Below are 25,359 nucleotides of genomic sequence, written 5' to 3'. Positions count from 1 at the left end.
GAAATTCCCCAAATTGAAAAAAGCTCTGCCGCCCCCTTGCAGGAGAGACAGAGCTTCTCGAAGACTTGGCCAAACCCTTATAAATCTGTGATTTTAGTGCTCGGCCCAGCTGTCCAGGTAGGATTTCTGAACCTCGCTAAGCTGATCAATTCCCATTCCGAGACTCTCCAGCTTATAGCGCGCTACCTGCTCGTCGAGCTCGTAAGGCACGTTCACGACCCGGCTTCCGATGCTGTTGTGCAGATCGTTGACATATTTCAGGGAAAGCGCCTGAAGCGCAAAGGTCATATCCATAATTTCTGCCGGGTGGCCGTCTCCCGCTGCCAGGTTGACAAGGCGTCCCTCGGCAAGCAGGTAAATCTTGCGTCCATCCTTCAGCTGATATTCCTCAATGTTGCGGCGGACCGTCCTTACAGACTGGCAGCGGGCTTGCAGCTCCGGCTTGTTAACCTCTACATCAAAGTGACCCGCATTGGACAAAATCGCGCCGTCCTTCATCACATCGTAGTGCTCACCCGTGATGACATCCCGGTTACCCGTGACCGTGACGAAGAAGTCACCCTCGCGTGCCGCTTCATGCATCGGCATAACCCGGAAGCCATCCATGTACGCTTCCACGGCCTTGATTGCATCGATTTCCGTGACAATGACATTCGCTCCAAGGCCCTTGGCCCGCATCGCCACGCCTTTACCGCACCAGCCGTAGCCCACGACGACCACAGTCTTGCCCGCTACAACCAGATTCGTTGTCCGGTTAATGCCATCCCACACGGACTGTCCTGTGCCGTAACGGTTATCAAACAAATATTTACAGTACGCGTCATTAACCGCAACCATCGGGAACTTCAAGGCGCCTTCCTTCTCCAGGGCTTTCAGGCGCAGAATGCCTGTAGTCGTCTCCTCCGCACCGCCGCGCACAGTTTCCAGCAGCTCTGGACGCTCTGCATGCAGGATCGTCACCAGATCTCCGCCATCGTCGATAATCAGATCCGGCTTGGTTTCAAGTGCCCGGATCATCAGCTCTTTATATTCTTTCGGCTCCGGATTATATTTCGCAAACACGGTAACGCCGTCCTCTACCAGCGCTGCACACACATCGTCCTGTGTTGACAGCGGATTACTGCCCGTAATGGTTACGTCCGCGCCGCCAGCCTGAATAACCTTCGCAAGGTAAGCTGTTTTGGCTTCCAGATGAAGAGAAATGGCCACTTTCAGTCCCTTAAAGGGCTGCTCTGCTTCAAACTGCTTACGAACCTTGTTCAGCACAGGCATATGCGCCTCAACCCAGTCAATCTTCAGATGTCCTTCCGGTGCCAGACCCAGATCCGTAATAATACTGTTCTCTACTGATTTGGAACTCAAATGTAACGCCTCCCATGAATCATATAATTTAAAGATAAACCGCCCGGTGCTGTCCGGTATCATCATAAGGCAAGCTCATCAGCTGATCAATGAGCCCCATTCCGTAACGGTTCAAATAATAAAACACATTATATACGCGCTCCTGCGGACGTCCAAGCGGCATCAGCTCGGTTTCAAAGCAATCCCACTGTCTCAAGGCTGCACGATGCTGCTGCTCCAGCGCAAGCCTGGAGCGGTCCAGCAGGTAGTCCATTTGTTCCAGAATTTTGCCGTGGTTCACTTCACCCAGGCGCATCAGACCTGGCTGCAGCCGCCCCAAGTCCTGAAGCAGCGGCTCATACAAAGCGGTAAAAGCCGCCTTCGTCTCCTGAAACCGATCACTCAGCCCGACCTCATCCTGCTCCTCCAGCCAGCGGCTTCGCTGCTCGCCCAGTCCCTGCACAATATCCTGGAAGCTCACGTTGTATTTATCCATCCATTTGGGCAGCGTCGGGCTGACAAGGCTGAGTGACATTCGCGGCACGATCAGCGGCATCTGAAGCTCCAGCTCCTGAAAAGCATGCCGCGTGATGGCCCAGTACGAGATCTCCCCTTGGCCCAGCACCGTACCAAGCACTGGGAGAACAGCATCCTGCATTAAGGGCCGTGTAAGAACATTATTGCTGAAGCGCTCCGGATATGCACGCAATTCATCCAGCAGCTCCTCCTCCGAGAAGGAGACCAGCCCCTTGCGGTCTGTAAACCGGCCTTCCTCCTTGAACAGCAGGAGCCGCTTGTCCTCATGCACATAAAACAGATTAGCTCCATCAGGGTGCACCTCGGCCTGAACCTCATACGAAAGGCTCTCGAGCTCTCCTGCTGCTCTCTTATACGCGTCAGTCAATGCATCACTGCGGGTAATCAGCTGTTCAAAGACCGGCTTCTCCAGAGCTCTCAGGCCCCGGTCTGCAGAATCCATCAGAACCAGGCCATGCTTCCCGAACAGCTCTCCCATCAGCTGGGCAAAGGCTCCGCTTAGTTCTTCATGCTTCGACGCCCGCTGCAGCACATCCAGCACGTCCTTCTTAAACGGACTATCCTCCAGCAGCTGCTGAATCTCTCTTAATGCTTCATCCCATTGAGTCCGGCTCACCGGAGTGTAGCTTACAGAGGTGCGGGATGCCCCTTCGCTATCCATACGGATTCTGGAAGGGCCCTGATCTGCAGCCGGCAGGTAGGTATGATTTACCTCATCCCAGTCATGGTCCTCCCCGGCAATCCAGAATACGGGAATTACCGGTCGGCCCAGCATAGCCTCTGCCTTCCTCGCTGCCTGAATGATAGTAATGGCCTTATAGATGACGAGCATGGGGCCTGTGAACAGACCGCTCTGCTGCCCCCCGGCAATGACCAGAGCATCCTCCTTCTCCAGCAGTTCCAGAGATTTATGTACCTCGACATGTGTATTATGGACATAATCATTGTAGCTGCGCAAACAGCCTGCCAGCGCCGAGCGGCTGATATATCGGCCGTAGCTCTGACTCAGCCAGTCTGCCCGCTGCTTCCATGCCGCAGGTTCCCAGGGACTGCCGCCGTAAAATGGACTCACCTGATCGTAATGATGTATATAGTCATACGAAAGCCGGGAGCCGCCGGACAAAGGCTCCGGAATGATATTCATGAAAGCTCCTCCTATTCTCGCGGGTGCTCAAGTTAACTTACTTTATTAAAGCCTTTCTTGATTGTACCGAATGTGAGGCTTCTCCGTCAAAGGAAAAGAAAACAGCAGGGCACAGCAGGGCCCTGATCAAAAAAACCGTTCCTTCTGCAAATGGATCCTGCCGGCCACTTGCAAAAGAAACGGTTATGTTGTCACACAGCTCAAGCATACGGCTTGCTCACCCAGTGCCCCGGTGACACCTCAACCAGCTCGGTGTCCTGCTCTTCCAGCAGCACGGTTCCGTCCTCGCCCTTCACCGCCGAGATCGGTCCCTGACCGCTGTCCTCCATCGTCAAGCGCTGCTTGCTGCTTTCAATTTCCGGATCCGGGACCGGGATGGCAGACAGCAGGGTTTGCGTGTACGGATGAATGGGATTCCCATAAAGCTCCTCGCTTTCAGCCAGCTCAACCATTTTGCCCAAATACATGACAGCGACCCGGTCACTGATATGCTTGACCATAGACAGGTCATGGGCGATGAAGAGGTACGTCAGTCCAAGCCGCTCCTGAAGGTCCTTGAGCAAATTCACAACCTGTGCCTGGATGGATACATCCAGCGCAGATATGGGCTCGTCACAGATGATGAACTTCGGATTAACCGCCAGAGAGCGGGCAATGCCGATCCGCTGCCGCTGACCGCCCGAGAACTCATGGGGATACCGCGTGGCATGATCGCTGTTCAGCCCGACCATATCCAGCAGCTCCTCGACCCGCTTCTTCCGCTCTGCGCGGCTGCCGGCCATCCCGTGAATGTCCAGCGCTTCGCCGATAATATCCGTGACCGTGAATCTGGGATTCAAGGACGCATAGGGGTCTTGAAAGATCATCTGCATATCGCGCCGCATGACCTTCATCTTGCGGGGTGACAGCTTGTAAATATCGGTGCCCTGAAAAAACACACTCCCCGCTGTCGGCTCATACAGCCGCAGAATGGTGCGGCCTGCCGTCGATTTGCCGCAGCCTGACTCACCGACCATGCCAAGCGTCTCTCCCTCATGGATTGTAAAGTTAAGGTCATCTACAGCTTTCAGAACCTTGCCTCCGCCCACTTGAAAATACTTTTTCAGCCCTTGCACCTGGAGCAGGACGTTCTCCTTCATGACGGCTCCGCCTCCTGTGCCATCGGATGCAGATTCCAGCACCGGGCCATATGCGTATGACTGAACACCGTTGCACCCGGATCGATCCGGGCGCAGATTCTCATAGCCTCCTCACAACGGGCTGTAAAGGGGCAGCCCACCGGCGGCTTAATGAGATCCGGAGGTGTACCCATAATCGGAATCAGCGGCTCATCCTTTGGCTGATCCAGGCGGGGCATGGAACGCAGAAGACCCTTGGTGTACGGATGACGAGGGTTTTTGAAAATTTCCCATTTGTTCCCCGTCTCCACAACCTCACCGGCATACATGACAATCACACGATCACACATCCCGGCCACGACGCCGAGATCATGAGTAATAAGGATGATCGACGTCCCCAAACGACGCTGCATGTCCTTCATCACATCCATAATCTGCGCCTGGATAGTAACATCCAGCGCGGTCGTGGGCTCATCAGCGATCAGCAAAGACGGGCTGCAGGCGAGTGCGATGGCAATCATGGCCCGCTGCCGCATACCGCCGGAGAACTCATGAGGATATTGATGAAAACGCTCCTCGGCATGCTTGATGCCGACCAGCTTCAGCATCTCCACGGCTCTGCTTTTGGCAGCGGAAGAGGACAGGCCCTGATGCTTCTCCAGCCCTTCTGTGATCTGGCGTCCGATCTTGAGCGTCGGATTCAAAGAAGTCATCGGGTCCTGAAATATCATGCCGATATCCTTGCCGCGGATGGCTTCCATCTGCTTGTTGCTTTTTTGCAGCAGGTTCTCGCCCTTGAACAGAATCTCCCCTCGCTTGATCCGCGACGGCGGTGAGGGAATCAGACGCATAATGCTTTGGGCGGTCACGCTTTTGCCGCTGCCGGACTCCCCTACGATGGCGACAGTCTCGCCTTTATGGACCTCAAAACTCACGCCGCGGACCGCCTTCACCTCTCCGCCCCTGACCTCAAAAGAAACATTCAGGTCCTTGACCTGTAAAATCGGCTCCATTTCATCACACTCCTACTTTTTCAGCTTCGGATCCAGCGCATCCCGTAGCCCGTCCCCAAAAATATTGAAGGCGAGCATCGTCAAGCTGATGAACAGCGCCGGAAACAGCATCCGCCAGGGATAATACATCCAGCCCGATAACGCATCATTGATCATCGAGCCCCAGGACGCAACGGGTGCCTGCACACCCAATCCAAGGAAGCTTAGAAACGATTCCGCAAATATCGCATTCGGCACCGACAGGGTCAGCGTCACGATAATGGGACCCATGGCGTTCGGAATGAGATGGCGGAACAGCAGCCGTGACGTGCCGGCGCCCATGGACCGGGAGGCAAGGACATATTCGCGGCTCTTTAGCTGCATAATTTCCCCGCGCACGATCCAGGACATATTAATCCAGCCTGTAATGGTCAGTGCCAGAATGATCGTGCCCAAGCTCGGCTCGAAGACGACGAGCAGCAGAATCGTAACCAGCAAGTAAGGGATGGAATATAAAATCTCGGCGAATTTGTTCATGATTTCATCTACACGGCCTCCGAAATACCCCATCAAGCCGCCGTAGATCACGCCGATTACAAGATCGATCGCCGCTGCTGCCAGCCCTACCGTCAAGGAGATTCGCGCGCCCATCCAGGTGCGAACGAAGACGTCTCGTCCGAGATCATCCGTCCCGAACCAGTGCTCTGCGGAAGGGGGCAGATTCGTGCTCATCAGATCATTCGTTTCGTAATCATAGACCGAGATCATCGGTCCAATGACCGCCATGATCAGGATCAGCAGCATGATGAGCATACCTGCCATGGCGAGCCGGTTTTTTTTCAAGCGTTCCCAGGAATCCCGCCAGGCGGAAAGGCTCTCGCGCTGAATGACCTCCGACTGCTTCTCATCCGGACCGATCTTCTGAAAGTCCTCCGCCTTCAGGGCTTCGTCAAAGCTGTGTGTCGCATTACTATTGACTGCCATCAGGAGCCCCCCTTCCCGCTGCTCAGCTTAATCCGGGGATCAATCAGGCCATACGCGATATCCGTCATAAACCGGGCCAGCATAAGCAGAATGCCATAGAAAATGGTAATGCCCATAATGACCGTATAATCCCGGTTGGTAATGCTGTCGACGAATTGCTTGCCGATGCCGCCGATCCCGAAAATCTGCTCAATGACCACCGAGCCTGTAATCACGTTGGCCGTCATCGGTCCCACATACGTCACCACCGGCAGAATCCCGTTCCGGATCACGTGACGAAACATGATAGCCAGCCCGTTCAGTCCCTTGGCCCTGGCCGTCTTGATGTAATCCGAGTGCAGCACTTCCAGCATGCTGGAGCGGGTCAGGCGGGCGATAAAGGCCACGGGCTGGGCGGAAAGCGCAATGACCGGCAGCACGTAATCGAGAGGGCTGTCAAAGCCCATAACGTTAAACAGTCCTGCTTTTTCCGCGAGAACATATTGCAGCAGCGATGCCAGCACGAAGCTGGGAACGGCAATGCCCAGCACCGAGAGAATCATCGCCGTGTTGTCAATGAGCCTCCGGTGATAGAGGGCAGCCAGCATACCCAGCAGTACGCCGACGAGGACAGAGAGGACAATCGCAGCCAGCCCCAGCCGCAGGGATGGACCGAACGTATCGACAATGATCTCTGTCACACTTTGGTTCTGCTGCTTCATGGACAAGCCGAAATCTCCGGCGGCGATATTGCTTAAGTATTTTGTATATTGCTGAAAGACCGGCTTGTCCAGATCATACTGCTCCATCAGCCTTGCCAGGATTTCAGGAGAAGGCTTCTTCTCCCCCATAAACGGGTCTCCCGGTATAGCCTTCATCAGAAAAAAAGTGGCGGAGATCAGAATGAACAACGAAACCAGCATATACAAAAACTTGCTCCCTACGTATTTCAATTCTGTACCCTCCTTGACATCAGCATCACTCTACATAGGCGCGTGTAAAATCAATATCACCCTTGAAGTCAATGCCGATGCCCTTCATCCAGGGCTTAATCAAGGAGACGCTGGAGTAATAGTAGATTGGCATCACGATCTGCTGCTCCTGGACCAATATTTTTTCAGCCTGAGCCATAAAGTCCATGCGCTGGGTATGATCATCCGTGGCATAAGCATCCTCTACCAGCTGATCATAGACTGCGTTCGAGAAGCCGGTATCATTGTTGCCGCTGCCTGTTTTCCAGATATCAATATAGGTCATGGGGTCATTGTAATCTGCGCCCCACCCTGCCCGGGCGATCTGGTAGTTGAGATCGGTCCGGTTCTTGAGAAACACACCCCACTCCTGATTCTGAACCGAGACGTTGACGCCGAGATTTTTCTTCCACATATCGACGATCGCAAGGGCGATTTTCTTGTGATTATCATCGGAGTTATAGATCAGGGTGACCGCGGGCAGCGCCGTATAGCCTTTCTCCTTCATGCCCTGCTCTAACAGCTGTTTGGCCTCTTCTATATTTTCTTCAAAATAATTCTCCGAGACCTCTGTGCGGAACTCCTCTTGCTTCCCCTTGATCCCCGGCGGAACGAAGCCATAGGCCGGAAGCTGTCCGCCCTGCGTGATCTTGTCCACAATGGCCTGCCGGTCAATGGCCATGGAGAAAGCTTTTCGGATATTCACATTATCAAAAGGCTCCTGAGTCGTATTGAACACATAAAAATAGGTGGACGAAATCCCCTTGATGTTCAGCTCGTCCGGCATCTGCTCCTTCACCGCCGCCAGCTGGTCTGTCGGGATATTGCCTACGGGATGACCGGCATAATCCAACTCATTGTTGCGGTAGCTGGACAGCTCGGTAGCCGAGCTGTTAACGATGCTCATCTGCACTTTTTCAAGCTTGATGTTATCCTTATCCCAATACTGGTCATTCTTTACCATCTCAATCTTTTGTCCCTTGGTCATGGACGCCAGCTTGAACGGTCCGTTGCCAATCAGCGTCTCAGGCTGGGTAGCCCATTTCTCATTGTCCTTGACAGAGGCGTGAAGCGGGAAGTAGGTCTGAAACGACATCAGGCTTAGAAAATACGGCGTCGGGTTCTCAAGTGTAACCTCCAGCGTATAATCATCGGTCGCCTTGACGCCGACGTCCTCGGCTTGATCAAGCTCTCCCAGATTGTAGGCTTCAGCATTTTTGATATAGTACAGCTGGTAAGCATACGGAGGAGCAGGCGCAAAGGAAGGATCCAGCACCCGTTTCCAGGCATATTCGAAATCCTTCGCCGTGACAGGATCACCGTTGCTCCATTTGGCATCCTGTCGCAGGGTAAATACATACGTCAAGCCGTCCTCAGAGATCGTCCAAGACTCCGCAGTACCGGGAACTTCTTCACCGTCCGGCCCTTTGCGTGTCAGTCCCTCGAAAATGGCATTAATGATCGTATTAGAGTTATTGTCCTGTGCTTGTCCGGGGTCCAGCGTTGGCGGCTCGGATGCAATATTCATCCGGAATATCTGCTCCCGGGGCTTGTCGCCTGCAGCCTCCTCCTGATTGCCTGCTCCGCAGGCGCTAAGCAGGGATCCACAAACAAGCAGGGCTGTCATGAGCAGCAGGTGATACGTGCGCTTTTTCATCTTATACGCTCCTTCTTCAAATTCTTGATCGTTCAAGCTAAAGCTGAAGTTCATCAAAAAAAGTCCTGCAGGATGCTCCCTGCAGGACTTGCTTGAGATGATGCCGGGGTGACATAAGCCTATCTTCCCCTCACATCACCTGGAATATGTATTGAACCACGCCAATAAATGTAAACAATATGTAGCTGATGCTCATCGTGACAAACGCCAGTCTCCAGACGACACGGAACAGGCGCCGGCCATCCACCCTGCCCTTCCAGCGGTTCTGCGCTCCACCAATAATCCCGGCTGTAATAAGCAGCAGCAGCAGCGTCAGGTAGAATCCCCATCTGGATTCAAACAAAATGTTAAACAGCGCAGACACAGATATTAATAGGAATAGGGTCGTAACGTCCATAGAGACTCGAATCGCCTGCTTCTTATCCCGGGTTCGGTAGTAGGCGATTCCATAAGCAAGTCCGCCGGGTATAAACGGCACCGCACTCATTGCGATGAGAATGTTCATGACGCATGCCTCCTTTAATGGTGTAAGCCTTCGATCAGCCGCCAAATGAGACGATGGGCCGCAGCCTGTACCCCGCATCCCTCAGCCAGGTGCACAATGCTTCCGTTAATTGCAGCAATTTCAGTTTCCTTCCCCTCCTGCACATCCTTTAGCATGGAGGAGGTGTTGCCCGAAGTGGCGCGGCAGACGCCGAGAATGCGCTCCCATAAATCCTCGTCATAGGAGATTCCACAGGCGCGGTATACGGCCGTCCCCTCCTCATATAGCAATCTCATGAAGGCAATCCGGTCGTCCGAGGCCAGCAGCTCTCCATTGGTGACACGCCAAAGTGCAGTTAACGGATTAATGACGGCATTGATCAGCAGCTTCCGGTAGATGAATTTATCCAATGAATTCGACAGAAAGGTCTTAAATCCTGCTTGATGCATCAGATTCTTCAGCTCCAGCTCCCCGTTACCGCTATGATCCCCAGGTGCCCCTTGTAATGCAGGCACCGGTGAATGCAAAGCCTCGATCAATCCCAGATGCGTTTCCCCAGAGCCCGCATGCACAACCTCTGCGAGCCCTGCTCGGGCAGCCCCTTCTGTCGTCACTGCCGTGTACACCTGCCAGGCAGGGAGAAGCTTGTTCAGCCATTGAACATGTCCCGTACCATTTTGCAGACAGACCAGGCGGTGTCCTTGATAGGGCACAAAGAGCTGTTCCGCAGTCTCCTTAACAGCACCCTGCTTCACAGTCAGCAGGGTAAAGTCTGCATCTTGCGGCCCTCCCCGCCCATGATACTCATCAATAGAGCTTACTGTAAGCCGCTCCTGATCTGCGGCCTGGATGGCTACCTGTCCCTCCAGATTCCGGATTACGATTCCGCTGTGCTGAATGACTTCCTTCTGCTCCCGAGTCCGGCACCACAGCGTCACCCGCGCTCCCGCATATGCCAGCCGGCCTGAGAACAGCAGGCCTAGCGAGCCTGCTCCGACAATATGTATACTCAGCATTACTGCACTCCGCCTATCTTTAGGTTTTTGCTGTATAGTATATATGAAATGCCACACCCCTGCCCATGGAGGCACGAAATTTCTGTACAATAAAACAAGGAAACAACGGCTCAGGCTCAGCTCCTGTACCGCTATTTCCTTGCTGGCTGTATCTGCATATCACCGCGGGGCGCTATTCGATCCGCTCCAGATTGCCGTTGGCATCCATCTTGAATCGAGTCTTCAGCTCTTCCTCTTCCTCGCTCAAAAAAGCGAGTCTTCTTGCCCGGTCCATAATCTGAATCAATGCCTTGTAATCATCATTTACGACGTGATAATCGGTCTTGACCAGGCTAACCTCCTGGGACAGACGCGCATTTTCACTCCGCAAGCGGGCAAGCTCCTCTTCCTTCTCCCGAAGTGTACGCTCCAGCGCGCGATGCTGCTTTCCGCTTTCCTGCAGCCCGCCCTTCCATTGCCGCAGAAAACGGATGACCGCATCAATGGACAGCGATTCCTCGCTGGCCGTTTCTCCTTTGTAGCCCTCTGGCGCAAAATCTGTCTCAGTCAGGCCTGCCACCTGAGCTCCGCCTGCCGCCGGCTGCTTCTTGTAATAGCTTCGCTTTTGCCGCTGGGATTTCGCGATGGCGATGGCTTCCTCATACTTTTTACGGACACAGCTGTTCCACCGGAACCCGCAGGCTGCCGATGTCCGGCCAATCCGTTCGCCAACCTCCTCAAACGCTGCCAGCTGTGTGCTTCCTTCCCGAATATGCCGTAAAGTCACCTCTGCCAATATTAAATCGTCTTCCTCGCTCCATGCATCCTGTCTCACTGCCGACATATTATAAACCCTCCTAACAACATCCTAAAGTAACCGTCTTCACGTCCGCTTCCTGCGGCTGATGAATAGGGTATAAAAGCTGGTTTATTCATTCCTATGCTTCTCATAGAGTTCATAGAATCTATTTGATACTAAATTGTATTTCCACTTTGGGGACAGAACATACGCCAGCAGGCTTTTTTAAAAAAATGAACAAGCCGCTGCACTTAGGCGTTTACACGTTTTTGCCATGGCGGTATAATGTACATAGCAATAAGGGTCCTTACATATGAGAGGAGGATATGAATCGTGGCACGCATGTTCCGAGTGCTCGGCTTTTTTACGTTAACAATCGGTTTAATGGCATTTGCCGGCGAATTGGTTGAAATGGCTCTGCTCTTCTTCCTGCAGACGGCCTTCTTTGTAATTCTGGGATATCTTAAATTCACGGAGAGAACGTATATTACGCTCTTCTGGGCTTATATGCTCGTAACCTTCACGGGTTTCAGCTATTGGACGATCTTCCATATGGGTATGCCACTTTAATATCCCGGCGTAAACAAAGTAAAAAAGCGATCAGGCCTTGCCGGTCGCTTTTTTACTTTGTCATCAACGTAGGCTTATCGTGGATGAAGAAGCCGCTGTACAAGCATTTCTATTTGCGTCGAGATCATCATATGCTGGTTAAATAGTGGAGAACTTCCCGAAATGGCGTTTATTCTCTCAAGGGGGTAATTGAGGTGTACATACGTTTCTTAAAGCCTTGCATCCTAATATGCTGCTGCCTGGCCTTGATATTCTCCCCGGCTGGCTCTTCTCCCATCGCAGCATCCCCCCTTCCGATGACCGTGGACTCTAAAGAAGCGCGACAGTTGCTACAGGACAGCCTGTCCATCGTTGAGATCGATAAAGAAATCCAGCGTATCGAGCTCCGGCAGCAGGAGCTGCGGCAGGATCAGATATCACTGGAGAAGCAGATCCGTCAGCTGGAGCAGGATATCGACGTCAGGCGCGAGCAGGCCGGGCAAATCCTGAGAGAGTATTATATGGGTGAGCGCAGCAAGCTGTACACGCTGCTTTTGTCGGCCAGCAGCATTTCGGGATTTTTTAGAATTATGGAATTTTATGAGCTGGTGATCCAGAATGATCGTCAGGTGCTGGGGGATTATGAAAGGCAGTACAAGGCGCTGAGTCAGGCCCAGAGAGAGTCCAGTCTTAACGCTATACAGCTGGAAGAGGTGAAGGACAGCCTGATCCGGCAGCGCTCGCGCATTGTTTTGCTGGAGGAGCAGGTGAACAGCACCCTTGAAGGAAGCAGCAATCCGGAGGCCATGACCCGGCTTATGGAGGAGTTTACGATGTATTGGGAGAATGTCGGCTTGTACGAGGTCAAGCGGCATTTCCGGGCCCTTGCGGATGCCATGCAGCAGCTGCCGGATTTCATCCAGAGCGGGGAGAGCATCCTAAAGACCAATGGCCGTACTTATACCATCAATTTGCACGAGGAGCAGCTGAACCGCTTCCTGCGCGCTCAGAACGAGGTGTTTGAGGCGTTTGCGTTTCAGTTTGAAGGCGGAAAGGTCATCGCGGCAGGAGAAAGCGGCAGTCTGTCACTGCGGATTGAAGGGCAGTATTCCATCGTCAATGAACCGGAGAATGCAATTATGTTCGAGGTGGAGAAGCTTGTATTTAATGAGCTGGAGCTGCCGGATACGACCCGTCAAGAGCTTCAGAAGGAATTTGATATGAACTTCTATCCCAAGATGCTGGTCTCGTTCCTGAAGGCGACAGAGGTGATCAGCGATGACCAGCGGCTGCTGGTCAAGCTGCAGCTGGATCTCTAATTCAAAAAGAGGATGCCTCACCGGTTAAAGCCCCGGGGGTGCATCCTCTTGCTGTATCTGCTGTCTTTACCTAAAAAGCGCCGGGCACTCCTTCTTGCTAAGCTCATTCGGAAAGCAGCTGCTGGATACTGGATTCATAGACCGGGAAGCCCTCCGGCTCACCAAAGGTTAGCTGTGCGGATGCCCCCTGCTGCAAATAAGTCTCCAGGGACTCAAATGCAAGCGGCGCAGGCAGCGGAGTGATCGCGCTGTCATCCATCACGGTTCCGGAGGATAATAAGGAATAACGCCCGGTCACGCTCAGCCATTCATCACTTCGGGCAGCGGCTTGGGTCATTGCCCCAACCCATGTGAGAGCGGTGCTGGAGGTCTCCCGTCCTCCTGTTAATGCAAAGCTTCGCGACTGGATAACTGGTGCGAAGCCGGAGTTGTCCGGAGCAAGCAGCATAACCTCGTAGCCTTCCGGCCAATCCTGGTTCACGTCAGAGGCGGCGGCGATGCGCAAAGGGGCCAGCTCCGCTGAACCCTCAGCTATCCGCTTCTGATACTCTTCCGTGCTTTCCTGGAGCAGCAGCTTACTAAAGGACGGTATATCCAGCTTCGCTGTCTCCTCTTCTCCTGGATGCTCGGGATTGCCTCCGGCCGCAAATACGGCGGCAGCAAAGGCGTAGGGATCCGCTGGGTCGATGGAGAACAGCGGGCTGCGCTGCTCCCGATACGCTGCAGGCTCCGGTGGCTCCTTCCCTGCTTCATATACCATAACGTAAGGATCAGCATCCAGTGGAATGCCCCACTGATAGCCGTTCCACTGTAGCAAGGGCAGCAGCCCGGCAGGAAGAGCGGATTCCGGGATTCCGGATGGCACCGCCTCCAGAGGAAACAGCAGGCCTTTGATGGCCAGCGGCTTAATATAATGACTGTCCAGCAGCAGTATATCCGGTCCTTCACCCAGCCGGAGACGCTCTGTCATGCTGCCTTCATCCCAGTCTTCCATATTCTCAATGTTGACCTCAATGGAGTTCAGCTCCATAAACTGCTCATTCCACTGGTTCAGCTGGGCCAGCTCCTTCTCCCCCATACTGACACCGACCGTAATGGGCCCGGGATCGGGCTTCTCAAGCCCCGGCGACGGATCGGCCGGGAGTAGAGCTTCACCGGGAAGCTCCCGCACACCACTAGGAGTGATATCGAAGCTTGGTGATAAGCTGGTTAATGACAACAGCAGCACTGCGAACAAGAAACCGTATTTTCGGCGCCTCACGGCTTGAATCACTCCCTTTTTCAGATTGCTGCCCTTATATTACCAGACTTGCATGATGCTTGTCTTACCTTTTTCTGTTAATTATCACTTCATCACGCCACCTTATCCAGTAAATAAAGAGGCTGTCCAAAGATCTAAGGTCTTGCGGGATGGCCTCGTTTGTTGTTGTGAAATGCTCCGCGTACGAAACGTTCCTCCCCTCGCTGTTGATTGATTCTAGTAAAGGAGAAATTTGGGGGCAAAGGCGACCGCTACCGCTGGTCCGGAATCGTTTCGTCCTCTCCGCTGCTTCGTTGTATGGGGCAAAGCCAATGTAAAGCACAAGGCGAGGCTGCAACAAAAGGTTCAAACCTTGTTTGCCGCCATAGAGGAGAACGAGCAGCAAGAAGAACGGGAGCATACGGGACAGGATCTTCCCGAACTCGGTGAGGCTTCCTCCCTGACCAGCGAAAAGCTTGAGAGTGCTGTGCGCAGAAAACAACCGAGGGTTTAGACGTTTTCTGCTTCGAGGCCTGTCCAAAGTGAGCCTTGAGGTCGGATGGCTTTCGCTTCCCCAAAACCTGTTGAAGAAGGCGGCAATAGACCACAATAAAGACATGGCGGTGCTGGGATCACCTCCCTGACTCCACCATGTCTTTATTTTTTGCTTCAGATCTCACTCAAGTGAGCTGCCTCGTTAACTTTTGTGACAGCCTCTTTAATCATTTCCCGGAAAATATAGTTAGAGCAAATCCGCAGCAAGCTGAGCCAGCTTGGACCGTTCCCCTTTTGTCAGGGTAATATGGCCGCTAAGCCCTTCTTTCTTGAAGGTATCGACGACGTAGCTCAGGCCGTTGCTGACGGCATCCAGATACGGATGGTCAATCTGCTCCGGATCACCCATCAGAATGACCTTGCTGCCTTCACCCGCCCGTGAAATAATCGTCTTCACCTCATGACGGGTCAAATTCTGGGCTTCGTCGATAATAATGAATTGGGACGGGATCGAGCGTCCACGGATATAGGTCAGGGCCTCTACCTGGATACTGCCCAGTCCCATTAAGATCTTGTCGATGTCCCCAGACTTTTTGGTATCGAACAGAAACTCCAGGTTATCATAGATTGGCTGCATCCAGGGCCGAAGCTTCTCATCCTTCTCCCCGGGTAAATAGCCAATGTCCTTTCCCATCGGAACGACGGGACGGGCGATAAGCAGCTTCTTATACTTATGGTCATCCTCCACCTTGCACAGCCCAGCAGCCAGCGCGAGCAGCGTCTTACCGGTGCCGGCTTTGCCGGTAATGGTCACGAGCGGGATGTCATCCTGAAGCAGGAGCTCCAGCGCCATCCGCTGTTGAACATTTCGTGCAGATATGCCCCATACTGGGTCATTGCTCAAGTAGAGCGGCTCCAGGCGGGCTGCTTCCGCATCTACCTTCAGCAGGGCTGACTTGCCGCTTCCCATCTCATCCTTTAGAATGACAAATTCATGCGGATTTAAGCTGTAGCTCAGTCCCAGCTGGGAAATTGGCAGGTATCGGTAGCTGTAGAACTCATCAATCACGGATGGATGCACCTTTAATGTGCAATGCCCACCGTACAGCTCGCTGGGATCTGCGGTCCGGTCAGATAAATAATCCTCTGCGGTCAGGCCCAGGACATCGGCTTTGATGCGGACCAGCACATCTTTACTAACCAGCACCACCGAGCGTGGCGCGGCCTTCTCATCCTCTTCCAATTTATAATTCAAGGCAACGGCCAGAATGCGGTTATCATTCGTAGCCTCGCTGAACATCTCCTGAACCTTAACAAAGCTGCGATGATTCAGCTCTACCTTCAAACTTCCTCCATGTTGAAGCGGTACGCCGTCGTGAAGCTGTCCCTGCTGCCTAAGACTATCGAGAAGGCGGGATACAGAGCGTGCGTTACGGCCGAGCTCATCCGCATTTCGCTTTTTGGAATCGATCTCCTCCAGAACAACGGCCGGGATAATGACCTCATGCTCTTCAAAAGCGAAGATCGCTTTGGGATCGTGCAGTAGAACATTAGTATCCAGTACAAATATTTTCTTCATCGATATCCCCTCCACAGCTTCTTCATAACAAGATAGGAACCCTTTTGAATGCGGCTGAATTAAGCTGAATTAAAGCTGCTGAATCTAAAAAGCAATCACCTCCTCTCCATGACTATGAATCTCCCAATCCAACAAAAAAAGCCTGATGATCATAGATCATCAGACTTCAAGCTCATAGCAAAACAACATAGCGCACGGCTTCAGCAGAGCCTGCTGAAGTACACAGCCGCACACCGGTGAAAAGACAGGCTCTTCACAGGCCGACTGCCGGAGCATCTCAATAACTGCTTTAGACATCACAGTGTGGGACATCCGCGTACGCCTCCTGTAGTTTGGATGTGGATATGCTTTATTGTATTATACAACCTCTGAAAACTTGACTGCAAATCTTAAGATCCGGAAGCGGAATTCTCTGCAGCTTCCTCCGATGCCTTGCTGTGCTTGCCGGCCAGCTCGTCCTGCAGAGCCTGCTTGGCAGCCTGCAGCTCATCCCCGTTAATGTACACGAACGGACTGCGCCACTGTCCCGTTATCGGCACAAACCGGACATCCTTCTTATTGATATCATAGTAGGTCTTAATGATGTTTTTCATCTGGTCGTTCTCCAGATCCGTCGTCATATTACCACCTACAGCATCCAGCACCTTATACGCCTTGACCGCACCCCCGAACGATTTCATCTGGTCAATCAGGGAATGCAGCACCTCGCTCTGACGGGCATTCCGGTCAAAGTCATTGGATTCCTTAGTCTTGACCTCACAGTTCATCGACTTGCGGTAGCGGACATAATCCAGCGCTTCCTTGCCATCCAGGCTTTGCGGGCCGGCTTTCAGATTGATATGGGTGCCATCCTGGGAGTCTCTGTGACACATATTGTACTGCACGTTAACATCCACGCCTCCAAGAGCGTCCACAACATCCCGGAAGCCCTGAAAATCCAGCACGGTTACATAGTCAATCGGAATATCAAAATATTGACCCAGCATGTCCTTCATTCTTTCTTCCGCCGGAGCCTCTCCCTGCTTCTCCAAATTTCTAAAGGTTGTATAAAATGAGTTCAGCTTCCGGTCCGAGCGGTAGCCTTTCAGCTGGAGTGAAGTGTCCCGCGGCAGTGATACAAGGGTGGCCGTGTTCGTCTCAGGATTCATCGCAGCGACCATGACAACGTCGGTCAAGTAGGTTTGATGCTCCGGCCTGTAATCTGTTCCCAGAATGAGCATCGTCAGCGGCTTGACACTCGCCGACTTCTCCGGCGGGACCGGATTATTATTGCCTGTACTCAGGATCGTGTCCTCTGCCTTCAGGTACAGCGAGCCTACATAGGCTGCTCCGCCGAGAATGACCAGAATGCATACGATCAAGAACCATCTGGCCAACGTCGCAATGGGACTGCGCTTTTTCTTGGACGATGCTTTCTTCTTCTGCCCCGCTGCATTGGAACGGGCTCTTGGTGGAAGATTGGGTTGACCTGTACTCATGACTAAACACCTTTTCTTTCCATTAAGATCATTGAGGCGTATAACCATTCACCTTCTTAGTTATAAACGCTTCACAGGTAAAAAAGTTGCCGGCATATGCCGGCAAACTGTCGTGGAATTATGGAGTTTTGGGCTGACCTTCGTTCTTCTTTCTCTGACGATCCTCTACGAAATAACGGATGCGTACCATGAGCATCAAGCCGACGGCAACGAGGAGGCACTGAATAATCGGCAGCTTGTCAATTTGAAAAATCAACAGCATGCCGCAGCCTAATGCCATCAGCAGATACAGCAGCACCTCTTTCAGAAGAGGCATCTTCTGCTTGACGCGAAACACTTTATTGTACACATAAGCGACAAGCGCAAAAATAATGATATAGGAAATCAGCGGATGCTCTGCAAACCAGACCTGCACGGTGATCATTCACTCCTTTATCCAGAGACCTGAAGCGGCCAAGCCGCAGAGAGCAGGCACGTGGTGCTACAGATTGGCTTGAGCCATTTTGCGGTGCTTCTCAGCACGTTCCCGCTCACTCTTGTTCAGAATTTTCTTGCGGAGACGGACAGACTTTGGCGTAATTTCGCAATACTCGTCATCATTCAGGTATTCCAGCGCCTGCTCCAGCGAGAAGATCCGCGGCGTCTTCATCTTCACCGTGTCATCCTTCGTCGCCGAGCGTACATTCGTCAGCTGCTTCTCTTTACAGATGTTGACCACAATGTCGTTGTCACGAGTATGCTCACCAACGATCATGCCCTCATACACCTCGGTGCCTGGCTCCAGGAACAGGGTTCCGCGGTCTTCAACACCAATCATGCCGTAGAATGTCGTGTTGCCATTCTCTGTAGAGATCAGCACGCCCTGATGACGTCCGCCCACTTGGCCGCCATGCAGCGGTCCATAGCTGTCGAAAGCATGGTTCATCACGCCATAGCCACGGGTCAGAGTCAGGAAATGCGTCCGGTAGCCGATCAGGCCACGGGCCGGGATCAGGAATTCCAGGCGAACCTGGCCGCTGCCGCTGTTGATCATGTTCACCATTTCGGCTTTGCGAGTTCCCAGGCTTTCCATGACAGCACCCATGCTGTCCTCCGGTACATCAATAATCAGGCGTTCAATCGGCTCCATCTTCGCGCCGTCGATCTCTTTCACAATGACCTCTGGCTTGGATACCTGCAGCTCGTAGCCTTCACGGCGCATGTTCTCAATCAGAATGCCCAAATGAAGCTCACCGCGTCCGGATACGACATACGCGTCCGGGCTGTCGGTCTCCTCGACTCTCAAGCTGACATCGGTTTCCAGCTCTTTAAAGAGACGGTCACGCAGCTTACGGGAGGTTACCCACTTGCCTTCGCGGCCTGCAAACGGGCTGTTGTTCACGAGGAACGTCATTTGCAAAGTCGGCTCGTCAATCTTCAAGACCGGCAGCGCTTCCGGGTGCTGTGGATCTGCAATCGTCTCTCCGATATTAATATCCTTAATTCCGGCGATGGCAACAATATCGCCCGCGCCGGCTTCTGCAACCTCCACCCGCTTCAGGCCCTGGAAGCCGAACAGCTTCTCGATTCTTGCCGTCTTGCTGGAGCCGTCACGCATAATGACCGTTACGGATTGTCCCTGCTTGATTACACCGCGGTTCACGCGTCCTACGGCAATTCGTCCCAGGTATTCGTTATAGTCCATCAGGGTTACCAGGAACTGCAGCGGCTCTTCTACGCTTTCCGTCGGGGACGGAATATGGTCTACAATTGTTTCGTACAGTGCAAGCATGTTATCATCCTGCTGCGCTGCATCCAGGCTGGAGGTTCCGTTCAGCGCCGAAGCGTAAACGACCGGGAACTCCAGCTGATCGTCATTCGCGCCAAGCTCGATGAACAGATCCAGAACCTCGTCAATAACCTCAGCCGGACGGGCAGCCGGACGGTCAATCTTGTTCACCACGACGATCGGTGTCAGATTGTGCGCCAGCGCCTTGCCGAGAACGAATTTCGTCTGCGGCATGCAGCCTTCGTAAGCGTCTACCACGAGCAGGACGCCGTCAACCATTTTCATAATACGCTCTACTTCGCCGCCGAAATCCGCGTGGCCTGGAGTGTCTACGATATTAATGAGAAAGTCTTTATACGTAATAGCCGTATTCTTGGCCAGGATGGTAATACCGCGTTCCCGCTCCAGGTCATTGGAATCCATAGCTCGTTCCTGCAGAGTTTCGTGCTGCTGGAAAATACCGGACTGCTGCAGCAGCTGATCTACCAGGGTAGTTTTGCCATGGTCAACGTGGGCGATGATGGCAATATTGCGAATTTGGTCTCTCGATTGCATAAATTTATCTCAAATCCTCTCTTTTCGTATGGGCCACAAAGAAAGCGCCGGACATTAGATCCATCCCGACGCGCCTCAACAATACATCTTATTCTATCGTTTAAGTCCTTCAAAAATCAAGTCTTTTCAGAAAACTTCCACCGTGATTACCAGCCCCGGCTCCACCGGCTGTTCTTTTTGCGGCTGCGACCGTAGATCATCCACACCCCAGCTATAATCAAACCGAGAGCCACCACATAAATGACACTCGTGCCCCACCATGTAAATACGAGCAGCAGCAGTGATAAAGCAATCAGCCCGGAAGATACGAGAAAGGCTCCTCGGGATCGTGGAGATTCAAAAAAATCGTATTCGTAAATGCCGACGCCTACTCCCAGAATCAGAATCGGCCACAGGGCGTTCAGCAGATGCCAGCCCCCGAGGCTGCAGATCAGAAACAGCACGCCATACACCGTTAAAATGCCGGCAGGGATTAACAGTTCTGCAGACCTTCTTCTTGCAAAGTACCACAGATGCAGCAATACTCCGGGAACAAGCAGCAGCAGCGGCCACAGGTTACGGCCCAGGAATGCAAAGAAGCCCAGCTTTCCGAGGAAAATAAACAAGCCTGCTGCGATAATGAACAAGCCCAGTGCCAAATCCTTTTTGGAGGACATTCCATCACCCTCTCTTGTCTGATGTATCTTCTCATTGTGAAGCTCTAGTCAAAGCGAATGATGCCATGCTCTTAATATTATCGGAAAACGACAAAAAAAACCATAACCGCGACGATGCGGTCATGGTCTTCCTTCTTGGTATACCGGGTTCTTGGAGCTAGGCTTTCTTGTGCCGCAGGCCGTGCATTCCCCCGGCGGCAATGACAGCACAGGCAAGCAGTAAGGGCACTAGAGCATGAAACGCAGGCAGCCAGTACAGGATCAGCACGCCGGTCTTGGAATCATTCAGCAGCATCTCCCCGGCTGTATAAGCAAGCACTCCGGCACCCAAGTACAGCAGCAGTGGAAACCGGGCCAGCAGACTGGAGATGATGCCACTGCCCCACACGACAATGGGAATGCTGAGCACAATGCCAATGACCATCAGGGCCAGATCGCCCTTGGCTAGTCCCGCAATGGCAATAACATTGTCCAGGCTCATTACAAAGTCGGCCGCAAGTATCGTGTAGACGGCTCCCCACATGGAGGCCGGCTCGCGCAGGTCACCATGCTCCTGCTGCTGATCCTTGATCAGCTTGAACGCAATCCAGAGCAGCAGCAGCGCACCGGCAGCCTGCAAATACGGAATGTTAAGGAGCAGAACTGCCACAAAGGTGAGCAGGCATCGCAGAATGACAGCACCGGCTGTACCGATCCATATCGCCTGCCGCCGCTCCTGCTCCGGCAGATCCCGGCTGGCCATCGCAATGACCAGAGCATTATCTCCACTAAGCACCAGATTGATCATTAAGATTTGTCCGAGCAGCAGCATTGTATCCATGTTGCACCTCCCCTCATAACTGATATGAGGGACTTGTCTCTTCTAGAACCACTCCTCCCGGATCACGGATTCCTTCCCTTGCGTATGCGTGGACGCCCATTGATCCGGAGTGATGACCAGGGTTTCCGTCTGCTCTACGGCCTGCTCCAGCTTGTCAGACAGGCCCGGGAGCGTCGCTTCCACCTTCTGTACGATACGCAGGTTGGGATTGGTGGTCGGTGATTTCGGGATAAACAGCGTGCAGCAGTCCTCAAAGGGCTGAATGGACGTGTCATAGGTTCCGATTTCCTTGGACAGCGCTATAATCTCATGCTTGTCGGCCGTAATGAGCGGCCGCAGCAGCGGCAGCTCGGTCGCCCGGCCAATGACGTTCATGCTGGGCAGTGTCTGACTGGCCACTTGACCCAGGCTCTCGCCTGTAACCAGGGCAAGTGCACCTTCCCGTTCCGCAAGCCTTGTGGCAATGCGCAGCATGGCCCGGCGCATAAATGTAATAATGAGATTATCCTGTCCAATGCCGGTGAACGAGGTCTGCACCTCGGTGAACGGCACGAGATGCAGCTTCAACGTGCCAGAGTACTGAGATAGAATGCCTGCCAGCTCAATGACCTTTTCCTTGGCCTGCTGGCTTGTGAATGGATAGCTGTAGAAATGGACGCATTCCACCTCCAGCCCTCTTCGCATGGCGGAGTAGGCGGCCACCGGACTGTCGATGCCCCCTGACAGCAGCAGCATCGCCTTGCCGTTTGTGCCCAGTGGAAAGCCCCCTGCGCCCTGAATGGACTCATGGAACAAATAGGTGCGATCCTCTCGGATCTCGACCCGCAGCTCCAGCTCCGGCTCCTTCACATTGACGCTGAGCTGCGGGAAGGCACGAAGCAGCGGCGAGCCGACAAGATGATTCATGTCCTGGGAGGAATGCGGGAAGGCCTTCCATACCCGCCTGGCGTTTACCTTGAAGGTTGTTGAAGGCGCAAGGCTAGTCTCGCTCATAAATTGGAGCGCGCTGGACACGATGGACTCCAGCTCGGATGGACAAACCTTAACCGGACTGATGGAGACAATGCCGAACACTTTTTTCAGATCAGCCAGCACCGGCTCAAAGGGGTGACCGTTCAACCGGACATATAAACGTCCGTATTCCTTCAGGATATTCACGTCCGGATATGGCTTCAGCAAGGCCCGTACATGCTGCAGGATGCTTTTCTCAAACCGGTTCCGGTTCTTGCCCTTTAAGGTGAACTCTCCAAAGCGGAGGAGAAGCATATCATAGGTTGGTTTCACCGTCATTCACCCCTTTCTGCCCGTCATTGGGGCCAGCTGTGCTACAGCGCTCTTGAGCGCAGCTCCCAGCTCTCGAACCTCAGCCTCTGTATGCTCCCAGCCCAGACTGATCCGGATACCGCTTGCCGCTTCATCCGCATTTCGTCCCATTTCTATCAGCGTCCGGCTCGGCTCGCTGCTCTTGGAGGAGCAGGCCGACTTGGTGGAAACTAAGAAGCCTCCCTCCTCCAAGGTATGGACCAGCACCTCCGGCTTGAGCCCCGGAAAGGAGAAATGAACAATATGCGGAGCCCCATGCTCACTGCTGTTCAGCATCAGCTCCGGCATGTCCGCAATATGGTGCACCAGGATGTCTCTGAGCCGTCTGGCCCGTTCGTAGAACTCCGCTTGCCGCTCTGCCGAGAGTCTCATCGCTTTCGCGACTGCCGCTGCGGCAGCCACATTCTCCGTGCCTCCGCGATACCCGCCTTCCTGCGATCCTCCTGCGATAAGCGGATAAAGCTGCACGCCCTGCTTGACATACATAATTCCGGCTCCTTTGGGACCCTTGAATTTATGAGCAGACAGCGTGTACAGATCTGCCTGCCAGTCCTGTAGAGAGACAGGCAGCTTGCCAAAGCCCTGCACGCCATCCACATGGAACAGTACGCGGCTGTTCTTCTCCTTGATCCGTCGTCCGATGTCTTCCAGCGGCTGCACCGCTCCGGTTTCATTGTTCACATGCATGATGCTGACGAGCACGGTATCCTTGCGGACGTGCTCCGCCAGCGCTGCAGGATCGACAGTTCCGTCACCAGCGACAGGCATCCAGGTTACTTCCCATCCCAGCTCCTCCAATTGCCGAAAGGCTTGATATACGGAGGGGTGCTCCGTTACAGCTGTGATCAGATGCCGGCCCCGGGACTGATAATGCATCGCAGCTCCCTTAATCGCCATATTGTTGCCTTCTGTGGCTCCGGAAGTGAAGACGATCTCGGACGGCAAGGCTGACAGGGCCGCGGCGCACACCTCTCTCGCTTTTTTCAGAAGCTTGGCTGCATCCTCTCCAGCCCGGTGCAGTGCAGATGGATTGCCATAATAAAGGCTCATGATGTCCGTCAAGGTCTGAATAACCTCCGGATAAGGCGGCGTAGTTGCCGCATGGTCGAAATAATGCACAGTGAATCCTCCTTTAACCTCACAAACGAAAAAAGATCAAACGAACGGCTGAGCGGCCTTTAAGCCTGCAACAACCTTCCCCGTTTGACCTGGTATGAATTTGTGGTATCTGTGTGATGGCTCACGAAACCTCATATTTGGTACGAGACTGCAAGACTTTATAAATATAGGACTGTGTTTCGGCAGGCAATAGCTCCAATCGGTTCAGCAGCTCCTCATCGGACGTAATTCCAAGCCTGGATACCCGTCCCGGGCCGGCATTATAAGCGGCCAGCGCCATGCCGGTTTCCCCGTTGAAACGGTCCAGCTGATACGCTAAATATTTGGTCCCACCGTCAATATTCTGTGCCGGATCAAAGGAATCCTGAACTCCCAGCCCGCGGGCAGTCGCATCCATTAGCTGCATCAGCCCCTTGGCGCCTGCAGAGGAAACGGCCTGAGGATTAAAGGATGATTCCGTATCAATCACGGCTTTGATCAGATCTGCCGGCACTCCATACCGCTGCGCAGCAGCCTGAATCAGCCCATCATAGGATACGGATGTTCCGGTTGTATGCTCTTTAGCAGCTGTCACGCCGGAATTATATGGTAATGACGCCTGTTGAATTCCGCTAGCACTCTGGGCAATAGCAGACACCTCACTGTCAGTATTCAGCTGCTGCCACAATAGTCCATCCTTCCAGATGACTCCGGGAGCGAGCTGAACCGGCTGTTCCGGCATGGGCATACTGGAGGCATCCATGGATTGGCTCAGTACGGCAGCGAACTCCGCAGTCTGTCCACTCTGCCTCGGGAGCGTGGTGTTCTGCGTCTGTAAGCTAGATTTGTCTGCATTATGGGCGCTGAAGGAATACACGGCCGTCTTATCACTTTGAAGCGGGATCACGTGCATAGCTTGTATCACATCTTTCTTCAAGGTCTGGTTCCATTTTACATCCTTTTGTCACCGGGAACCAGAGGTCAATGACAAAAAATCTAAAAAGTGTTGATTTCAGCACAACAGGCCGTTTTGCATGGACTGCAAAAGACGGCCTGTAGTTGACTTTTTTGCGATGAGTTACCGGGCAAACGGAATTAATACAAAGTAGCTTACCGTCGCGATCAGACCGAGGCCAATCCCCCAGGCGCCCAGTGTCCGGCTGCCTTGGGCAAATGAATAATAGCCGGTTACCGCCGCAATGGGACCCAGAATAACGGACCACATAAACAGGGCGAAGATTCCGATGACGAGCCCCACATAGCCAACGGCTTTGCCGGTATTCACATCCTTGGCTGCTGTGTAGCCACTTTGCTCACTGCGATCTTGGGTAGTATTCATGCTGTATGGCGGCATAATTTCTGTGCCGTATTCTTCCTGATGCTCACGCCGCGGATAATCGGTGCGGCTGCGCTGTGATTCCACGACCTTAAACTGAGTTTCCTTGCGCCGACTGCGGCTGTCGTGCTTTTTCATGAAT

25 protein-coding genes are annotated in these 25,359 nt (G+C 53.2%); 3 read left to right on the top strand and 22 right to left on the bottom strand.

From position 1 onward, the window contains the following. Positions 1-93: 93 nt before the first annotated feature. From ACH6EH_RS10095 to ACH6EH_RS10050, 10 genes are all read right to left on the bottom strand, one after another. A complete protein-coding gene (locus tag ACH6EH_RS10095) occupies positions 94-1,362 on the bottom strand; it encodes an adenosylhomocysteinase (protein ID WP_397332217.1) in 1,269 nt (422 codons plus the stop codon). A gap of 28 nt (positions 1,363-1,390) precedes the next feature. Next, the gene (gene bshC, locus ACH6EH_RS10090; protein ID WP_397332216.1) at positions 1,391-3,022 is read right to left on the bottom strand and encodes a bacillithiol biosynthesis cysteine-adding enzyme BshC; all 1,632 of its coding nucleotides are present in this window, start codon (positions 3,020-3,022) and stop codon (positions 1,391-1,393) included. Positions 3,023-3,222: 200 nt separating this feature from the next. Further along, positions 3,223-4,161 (bottom strand): ABC transporter ATP-binding protein, encoded by a 939-nt coding sequence (locus ACH6EH_RS10085; protein WP_138225281.1) that lies wholly within the window; start codon positions 4,159-4,161, stop codon positions 3,223-3,225. Continuing rightward, positions 4,158-5,153: an ABC transporter ATP-binding protein gene (locus ACH6EH_RS10080; protein ID WP_397332214.1), complete on the bottom strand. Its 996-nt coding sequence runs from the start codon at positions 5,151-5,153 to the stop codon at positions 4,158-4,160. Before ACH6EH_RS10080 ends, ACH6EH_RS10085 begins: the two co-directional genes overlap by 4 nt. Before the next feature lie 12 nt (positions 5,154-5,165). Further along, positions 5,166-6,116 carry an ABC transporter permease gene (locus ACH6EH_RS10075; protein ID WP_138225279.1) on the bottom strand — a complete coding sequence of 317 codons (951 nt, stop codon included), beginning with the start codon at positions 6,114-6,116 and terminating at the stop codon, positions 5,166-5,168. Then, positions 6,116-7,048 (bottom strand): ABC transporter permease, encoded by a 933-nt coding sequence (locus tag ACH6EH_RS10070; RefSeq protein WP_397332213.1) that lies wholly within the window; start codon positions 7,046-7,048, stop codon positions 6,116-6,118. The genes ACH6EH_RS10075 and ACH6EH_RS10070 overlap by 1 nt, the downstream gene beginning before the upstream one ends. Before the next feature lie 25 nt (positions 7,049-7,073). Then, a complete protein-coding gene (locus ACH6EH_RS10065; protein ID WP_397332212.1) occupies positions 7,074-8,723 on the bottom strand; it encodes a peptide ABC transporter substrate-binding protein in 1,650 nt (549 codons plus the stop codon). A 130-nt stretch (positions 8,724-8,853) separates the two neighbouring features. Beyond that, positions 8,854-9,228: a DUF3397 domain-containing protein gene (locus ACH6EH_RS10060; protein WP_208202908.1), complete on the bottom strand. Its 375-nt coding sequence runs from the start codon at positions 9,226-9,228 to the stop codon at positions 8,854-8,856. 14 nt (positions 9,229-9,242) lie between these two features. Then, positions 9,243-10,223, bottom strand: coding sequence for a ketopantoate reductase family protein (locus ACH6EH_RS10055; protein ID WP_397332211.1), 981 nt, complete (start codon positions 10,221-10,223; stop codon positions 9,243-9,245). A gap of 172 nt (positions 10,224-10,395) precedes the next feature. Next, on the bottom strand, positions 10,396-11,046 hold the full coding sequence (locus ACH6EH_RS10050; RefSeq protein ID WP_397332210.1) for an RsfA family transcriptional regulator: 651 nt from the start codon (positions 11,044-11,046) through the stop codon (positions 10,396-10,398). A gap of 288 nt (positions 11,047-11,334) precedes the next feature. Here ACH6EH_RS10050 and ACH6EH_RS10045 point away from each other — a divergent pair, with 288 nt between their 5' ends. Further along, positions 11,335-11,571 carry a DUF2626 family protein gene (locus ACH6EH_RS10045; protein WP_138225274.1) on the top strand — a complete coding sequence of 79 codons (237 nt, stop codon included), beginning with the start codon at positions 11,335-11,337 and terminating at the stop codon, positions 11,569-11,571. A 296-nt stretch (positions 11,572-11,867) separates the two neighbouring features. Beyond that, positions 11,868-12,869, top strand: coding sequence for a hypothetical protein (locus ACH6EH_RS10040; RefSeq protein ID WP_397332326.1), 1,002 nt, complete (start codon positions 11,868-11,870; stop codon positions 12,867-12,869). Positions 12,870-12,972: 103 nt separating this feature from the next. On the opposite strand, the gene ACH6EH_RS10035 is transcribed toward ACH6EH_RS10040, so the two are convergent. Continuing rightward, positions 12,973-14,130: a hypothetical protein gene (locus ACH6EH_RS10035; protein WP_397332209.1), complete on the bottom strand. Its 1,158-nt coding sequence runs from the start codon at positions 14,128-14,130 to the stop codon at positions 12,973-12,975. 232 nt (positions 14,131-14,362) lie between these two features. Between ACH6EH_RS10035 and ACH6EH_RS10030 the strand changes: the two genes are divergently transcribed. Then, positions 14,363-14,623 (top strand): hypothetical protein, encoded by a 261-nt coding sequence (locus tag ACH6EH_RS10030; protein WP_397332331.1) that lies wholly within the window; start codon positions 14,363-14,365, stop codon positions 14,621-14,623. A gap of 228 nt (positions 14,624-14,851) precedes the next feature. Here ACH6EH_RS10030 and ACH6EH_RS10025 read toward each other — a convergent pair whose 3' ends face one another. The 11 genes from ACH6EH_RS10025 to ACH6EH_RS09975 form a co-directional block, all read right to left on the bottom strand. Next, a complete protein-coding gene (locus ACH6EH_RS10025; RefSeq protein ID WP_397332208.1) occupies positions 14,852-16,183 on the bottom strand; it encodes a PhoH family protein in 1,332 nt (443 codons plus the stop codon). Positions 16,184-16,342: 159 nt separating this feature from the next. Further along, complete coding sequence (locus tag ACH6EH_RS10020; protein ID WP_397332207.1) at positions 16,343-16,480, bottom strand: hypothetical protein; 138 nt, start codon at positions 16,478-16,480, stop codon at positions 16,343-16,345. Positions 16,481-16,572: 92 nt separating this feature from the next. After that, entirely contained in the window at positions 16,573-17,661 is a 1,089-nt protein-coding gene (locus ACH6EH_RS10015; protein WP_397332206.1) for an LCP family protein, read from the bottom strand. Between the two features lie 118 nt (positions 17,662-17,779). Next, positions 17,780-18,076 (bottom strand): YlaH-like family protein, encoded by a 297-nt coding sequence (locus ACH6EH_RS10010; protein WP_138227681.1) that lies wholly within the window; start codon positions 18,074-18,076, stop codon positions 17,780-17,782. A 66-nt stretch (positions 18,077-18,142) separates the two neighbouring features. Further along, positions 18,143-19,984 carry a translational GTPase TypA gene (typA, locus tag ACH6EH_RS10005; protein WP_138225269.1) on the bottom strand — a complete coding sequence of 614 codons (1,842 nt, stop codon included), beginning with the start codon at positions 19,982-19,984 and terminating at the stop codon, positions 18,143-18,145. A 146-nt stretch (positions 19,985-20,130) separates the two neighbouring features. Continuing rightward, positions 20,131-20,640 (bottom strand): LiaF transmembrane domain-containing protein, encoded by a 510-nt coding sequence (locus ACH6EH_RS10000; RefSeq protein ID WP_397332205.1) that lies wholly within the window; start codon positions 20,638-20,640, stop codon positions 20,131-20,133. A gap of 157 nt (positions 20,641-20,797) precedes the next feature. Beyond that, a complete protein-coding gene (locus tag ACH6EH_RS09995) occupies positions 20,798-21,460 on the bottom strand; it encodes a TerC family protein (RefSeq protein WP_397332204.1) in 663 nt (220 codons plus the stop codon). 42 nt (positions 21,461-21,502) lie between these two features. Next, on the bottom strand, positions 21,503-22,750 hold the full coding sequence (thiI, locus tag ACH6EH_RS09990; protein ID WP_138225266.1) for a tRNA uracil 4-sulfurtransferase ThiI: 1,248 nt from the start codon (positions 22,748-22,750) through the stop codon (positions 21,503-21,505). Next, entirely contained in the window at positions 22,751-23,902 is a 1,152-nt protein-coding gene (locus tag ACH6EH_RS09985; RefSeq protein ID WP_397332203.1) for a cysteine desulfurase family protein, read from the bottom strand. Between the two features lie 121 nt (positions 23,903-24,023). Then, a complete protein-coding gene (locus ACH6EH_RS09980; RefSeq protein ID WP_397332325.1) occupies positions 24,024-24,785 on the bottom strand; it encodes a lytic transglycosylase domain-containing protein in 762 nt (253 codons plus the stop codon). Between the two features lie 174 nt (positions 24,786-24,959). Next, on the bottom strand, positions 24,960-25,355 hold the full coding sequence (locus ACH6EH_RS09975) for a hypothetical protein (RefSeq protein WP_397332202.1): 396 nt from the start codon (positions 25,353-25,355) through the stop codon (positions 24,960-24,962). Positions 25,356-25,359 lie beyond the last annotated feature (4 nt).

Source organism: Paenibacillus sp. JSM ZJ436, assembly GCF_044383795.1.
GTDB lineage: Bacteria > Bacillota > Bacilli > Paenibacillales > Paenibacillaceae > Paenibacillus_AQ > Paenibacillus_AQ algicola.
Note: the sequence above shows the minus strand (reverse complement) of the source record. Positions and strands in the feature narration are given on the sequence as shown.

What these genes read in the sequence shown, in the direction of transcription:
- ACH6EH_RS10020 (WP_397332207.1), bottom strand. Translation starts at nt 16,480, where the DNA reads ATGTCTAAAGCAGTTATTGAGATGCTCCGGCAGTCGGCCTGTGAAGAG.
- ACH6EH_RS10060 (WP_208202908.1), bottom strand. Translation starts at nt 9,228, where the DNA reads ATGAACATTCTCATCGCAATGAGTGCGGTGCCGTTTATACCCGGCGGA.
- ACH6EH_RS10075 (WP_138225279.1), bottom strand. Translation starts at nt 6,116, where the DNA reads ATGGCAGTCAATAGTAATGCGACACACAGCTTTGACGAAGCCCTGAAG.
- ACH6EH_RS10015 (WP_397332206.1), bottom strand. Translation starts at nt 17,661, where the DNA reads ATGAGTACAGGTCAACCCAATCTTCCACCAAGAGCCCGTTCCAATGCA.
- ACH6EH_RS09995 (WP_397332204.1), bottom strand. Translation starts at nt 21,460, where the DNA reads ATGGATACAATGCTGCTGCTCGGACAAATCTTAATGATCAATCTGGTG.
- thiI (WP_138225266.1), bottom strand. Translation starts at nt 22,750, where the DNA reads ATGACGGTGAAACCAACCTATGATATGCTTCTCCTCCGCTTTGGAGAG.
- bshC (WP_397332216.1), bottom strand. Translation starts at nt 3,022, where the DNA reads ATGAATATCATTCCGGAGCCTTTGTCCGGCGGCTCCCGGCTTTCGTAT.
- ACH6EH_RS10040 (WP_397332326.1), top strand. Translation starts at nt 11,868, where the DNA reads ATGACCGTGGACTCTAAAGAAGCGCGACAGTTGCTACAGGACAGCCTG.
- ACH6EH_RS09975 (WP_397332202.1), bottom strand. Translation starts at nt 25,355, where the DNA reads ATGAAAAAGCACGACAGCCGCAGTCGGCGCAAGGAAACTCAGTTTAAG.
- ACH6EH_RS10080 (WP_397332214.1), bottom strand. Translation starts at nt 5,153, where the DNA reads ATGGAGCCGATTTTACAGGTCAAGGACCTGAATGTTTCTTTTGAGGTC.
- ACH6EH_RS10000 (WP_397332205.1), bottom strand. Translation starts at nt 20,640, where the DNA reads ATGTCCTCCAAAAAGGATTTGGCACTGGGCTTGTTCATTATCGCAGCA.
- ACH6EH_RS10025 (WP_397332208.1), bottom strand. Translation starts at nt 16,183, where the DNA reads ATGAAGAAAATATTTGTACTGGATACTAATGTTCTACTGCACGATCCC.
- typA (WP_138225269.1), bottom strand. Translation starts at nt 19,984, where the DNA reads ATGCAATCGAGAGACCAAATTCGCAATATTGCCATCATCGCCCACGTT.
- ACH6EH_RS10065 (WP_397332212.1), bottom strand. Translation starts at nt 8,723, where the DNA reads ATGAAAAAGCGCACGTATCACCTGCTGCTCATGACAGCCCTGCTTGTT.
- ACH6EH_RS10085 (WP_138225281.1), bottom strand. Translation starts at nt 4,161, where the DNA reads ATGAAGGAGAACGTCCTGCTCCAGGTGCAAGGGCTGAAAAAGTATTTT.
- ACH6EH_RS10050 (WP_397332210.1), bottom strand. Translation starts at nt 11,046, where the DNA reads ATGTCGGCAGTGAGACAGGATGCATGGAGCGAGGAAGACGATTTAATA.
- ACH6EH_RS10055 (WP_397332211.1), bottom strand. Translation starts at nt 10,223, where the DNA reads ATGCTGAGTATACATATTGTCGGAGCAGGCTCGCTAGGCCTGCTGTTC.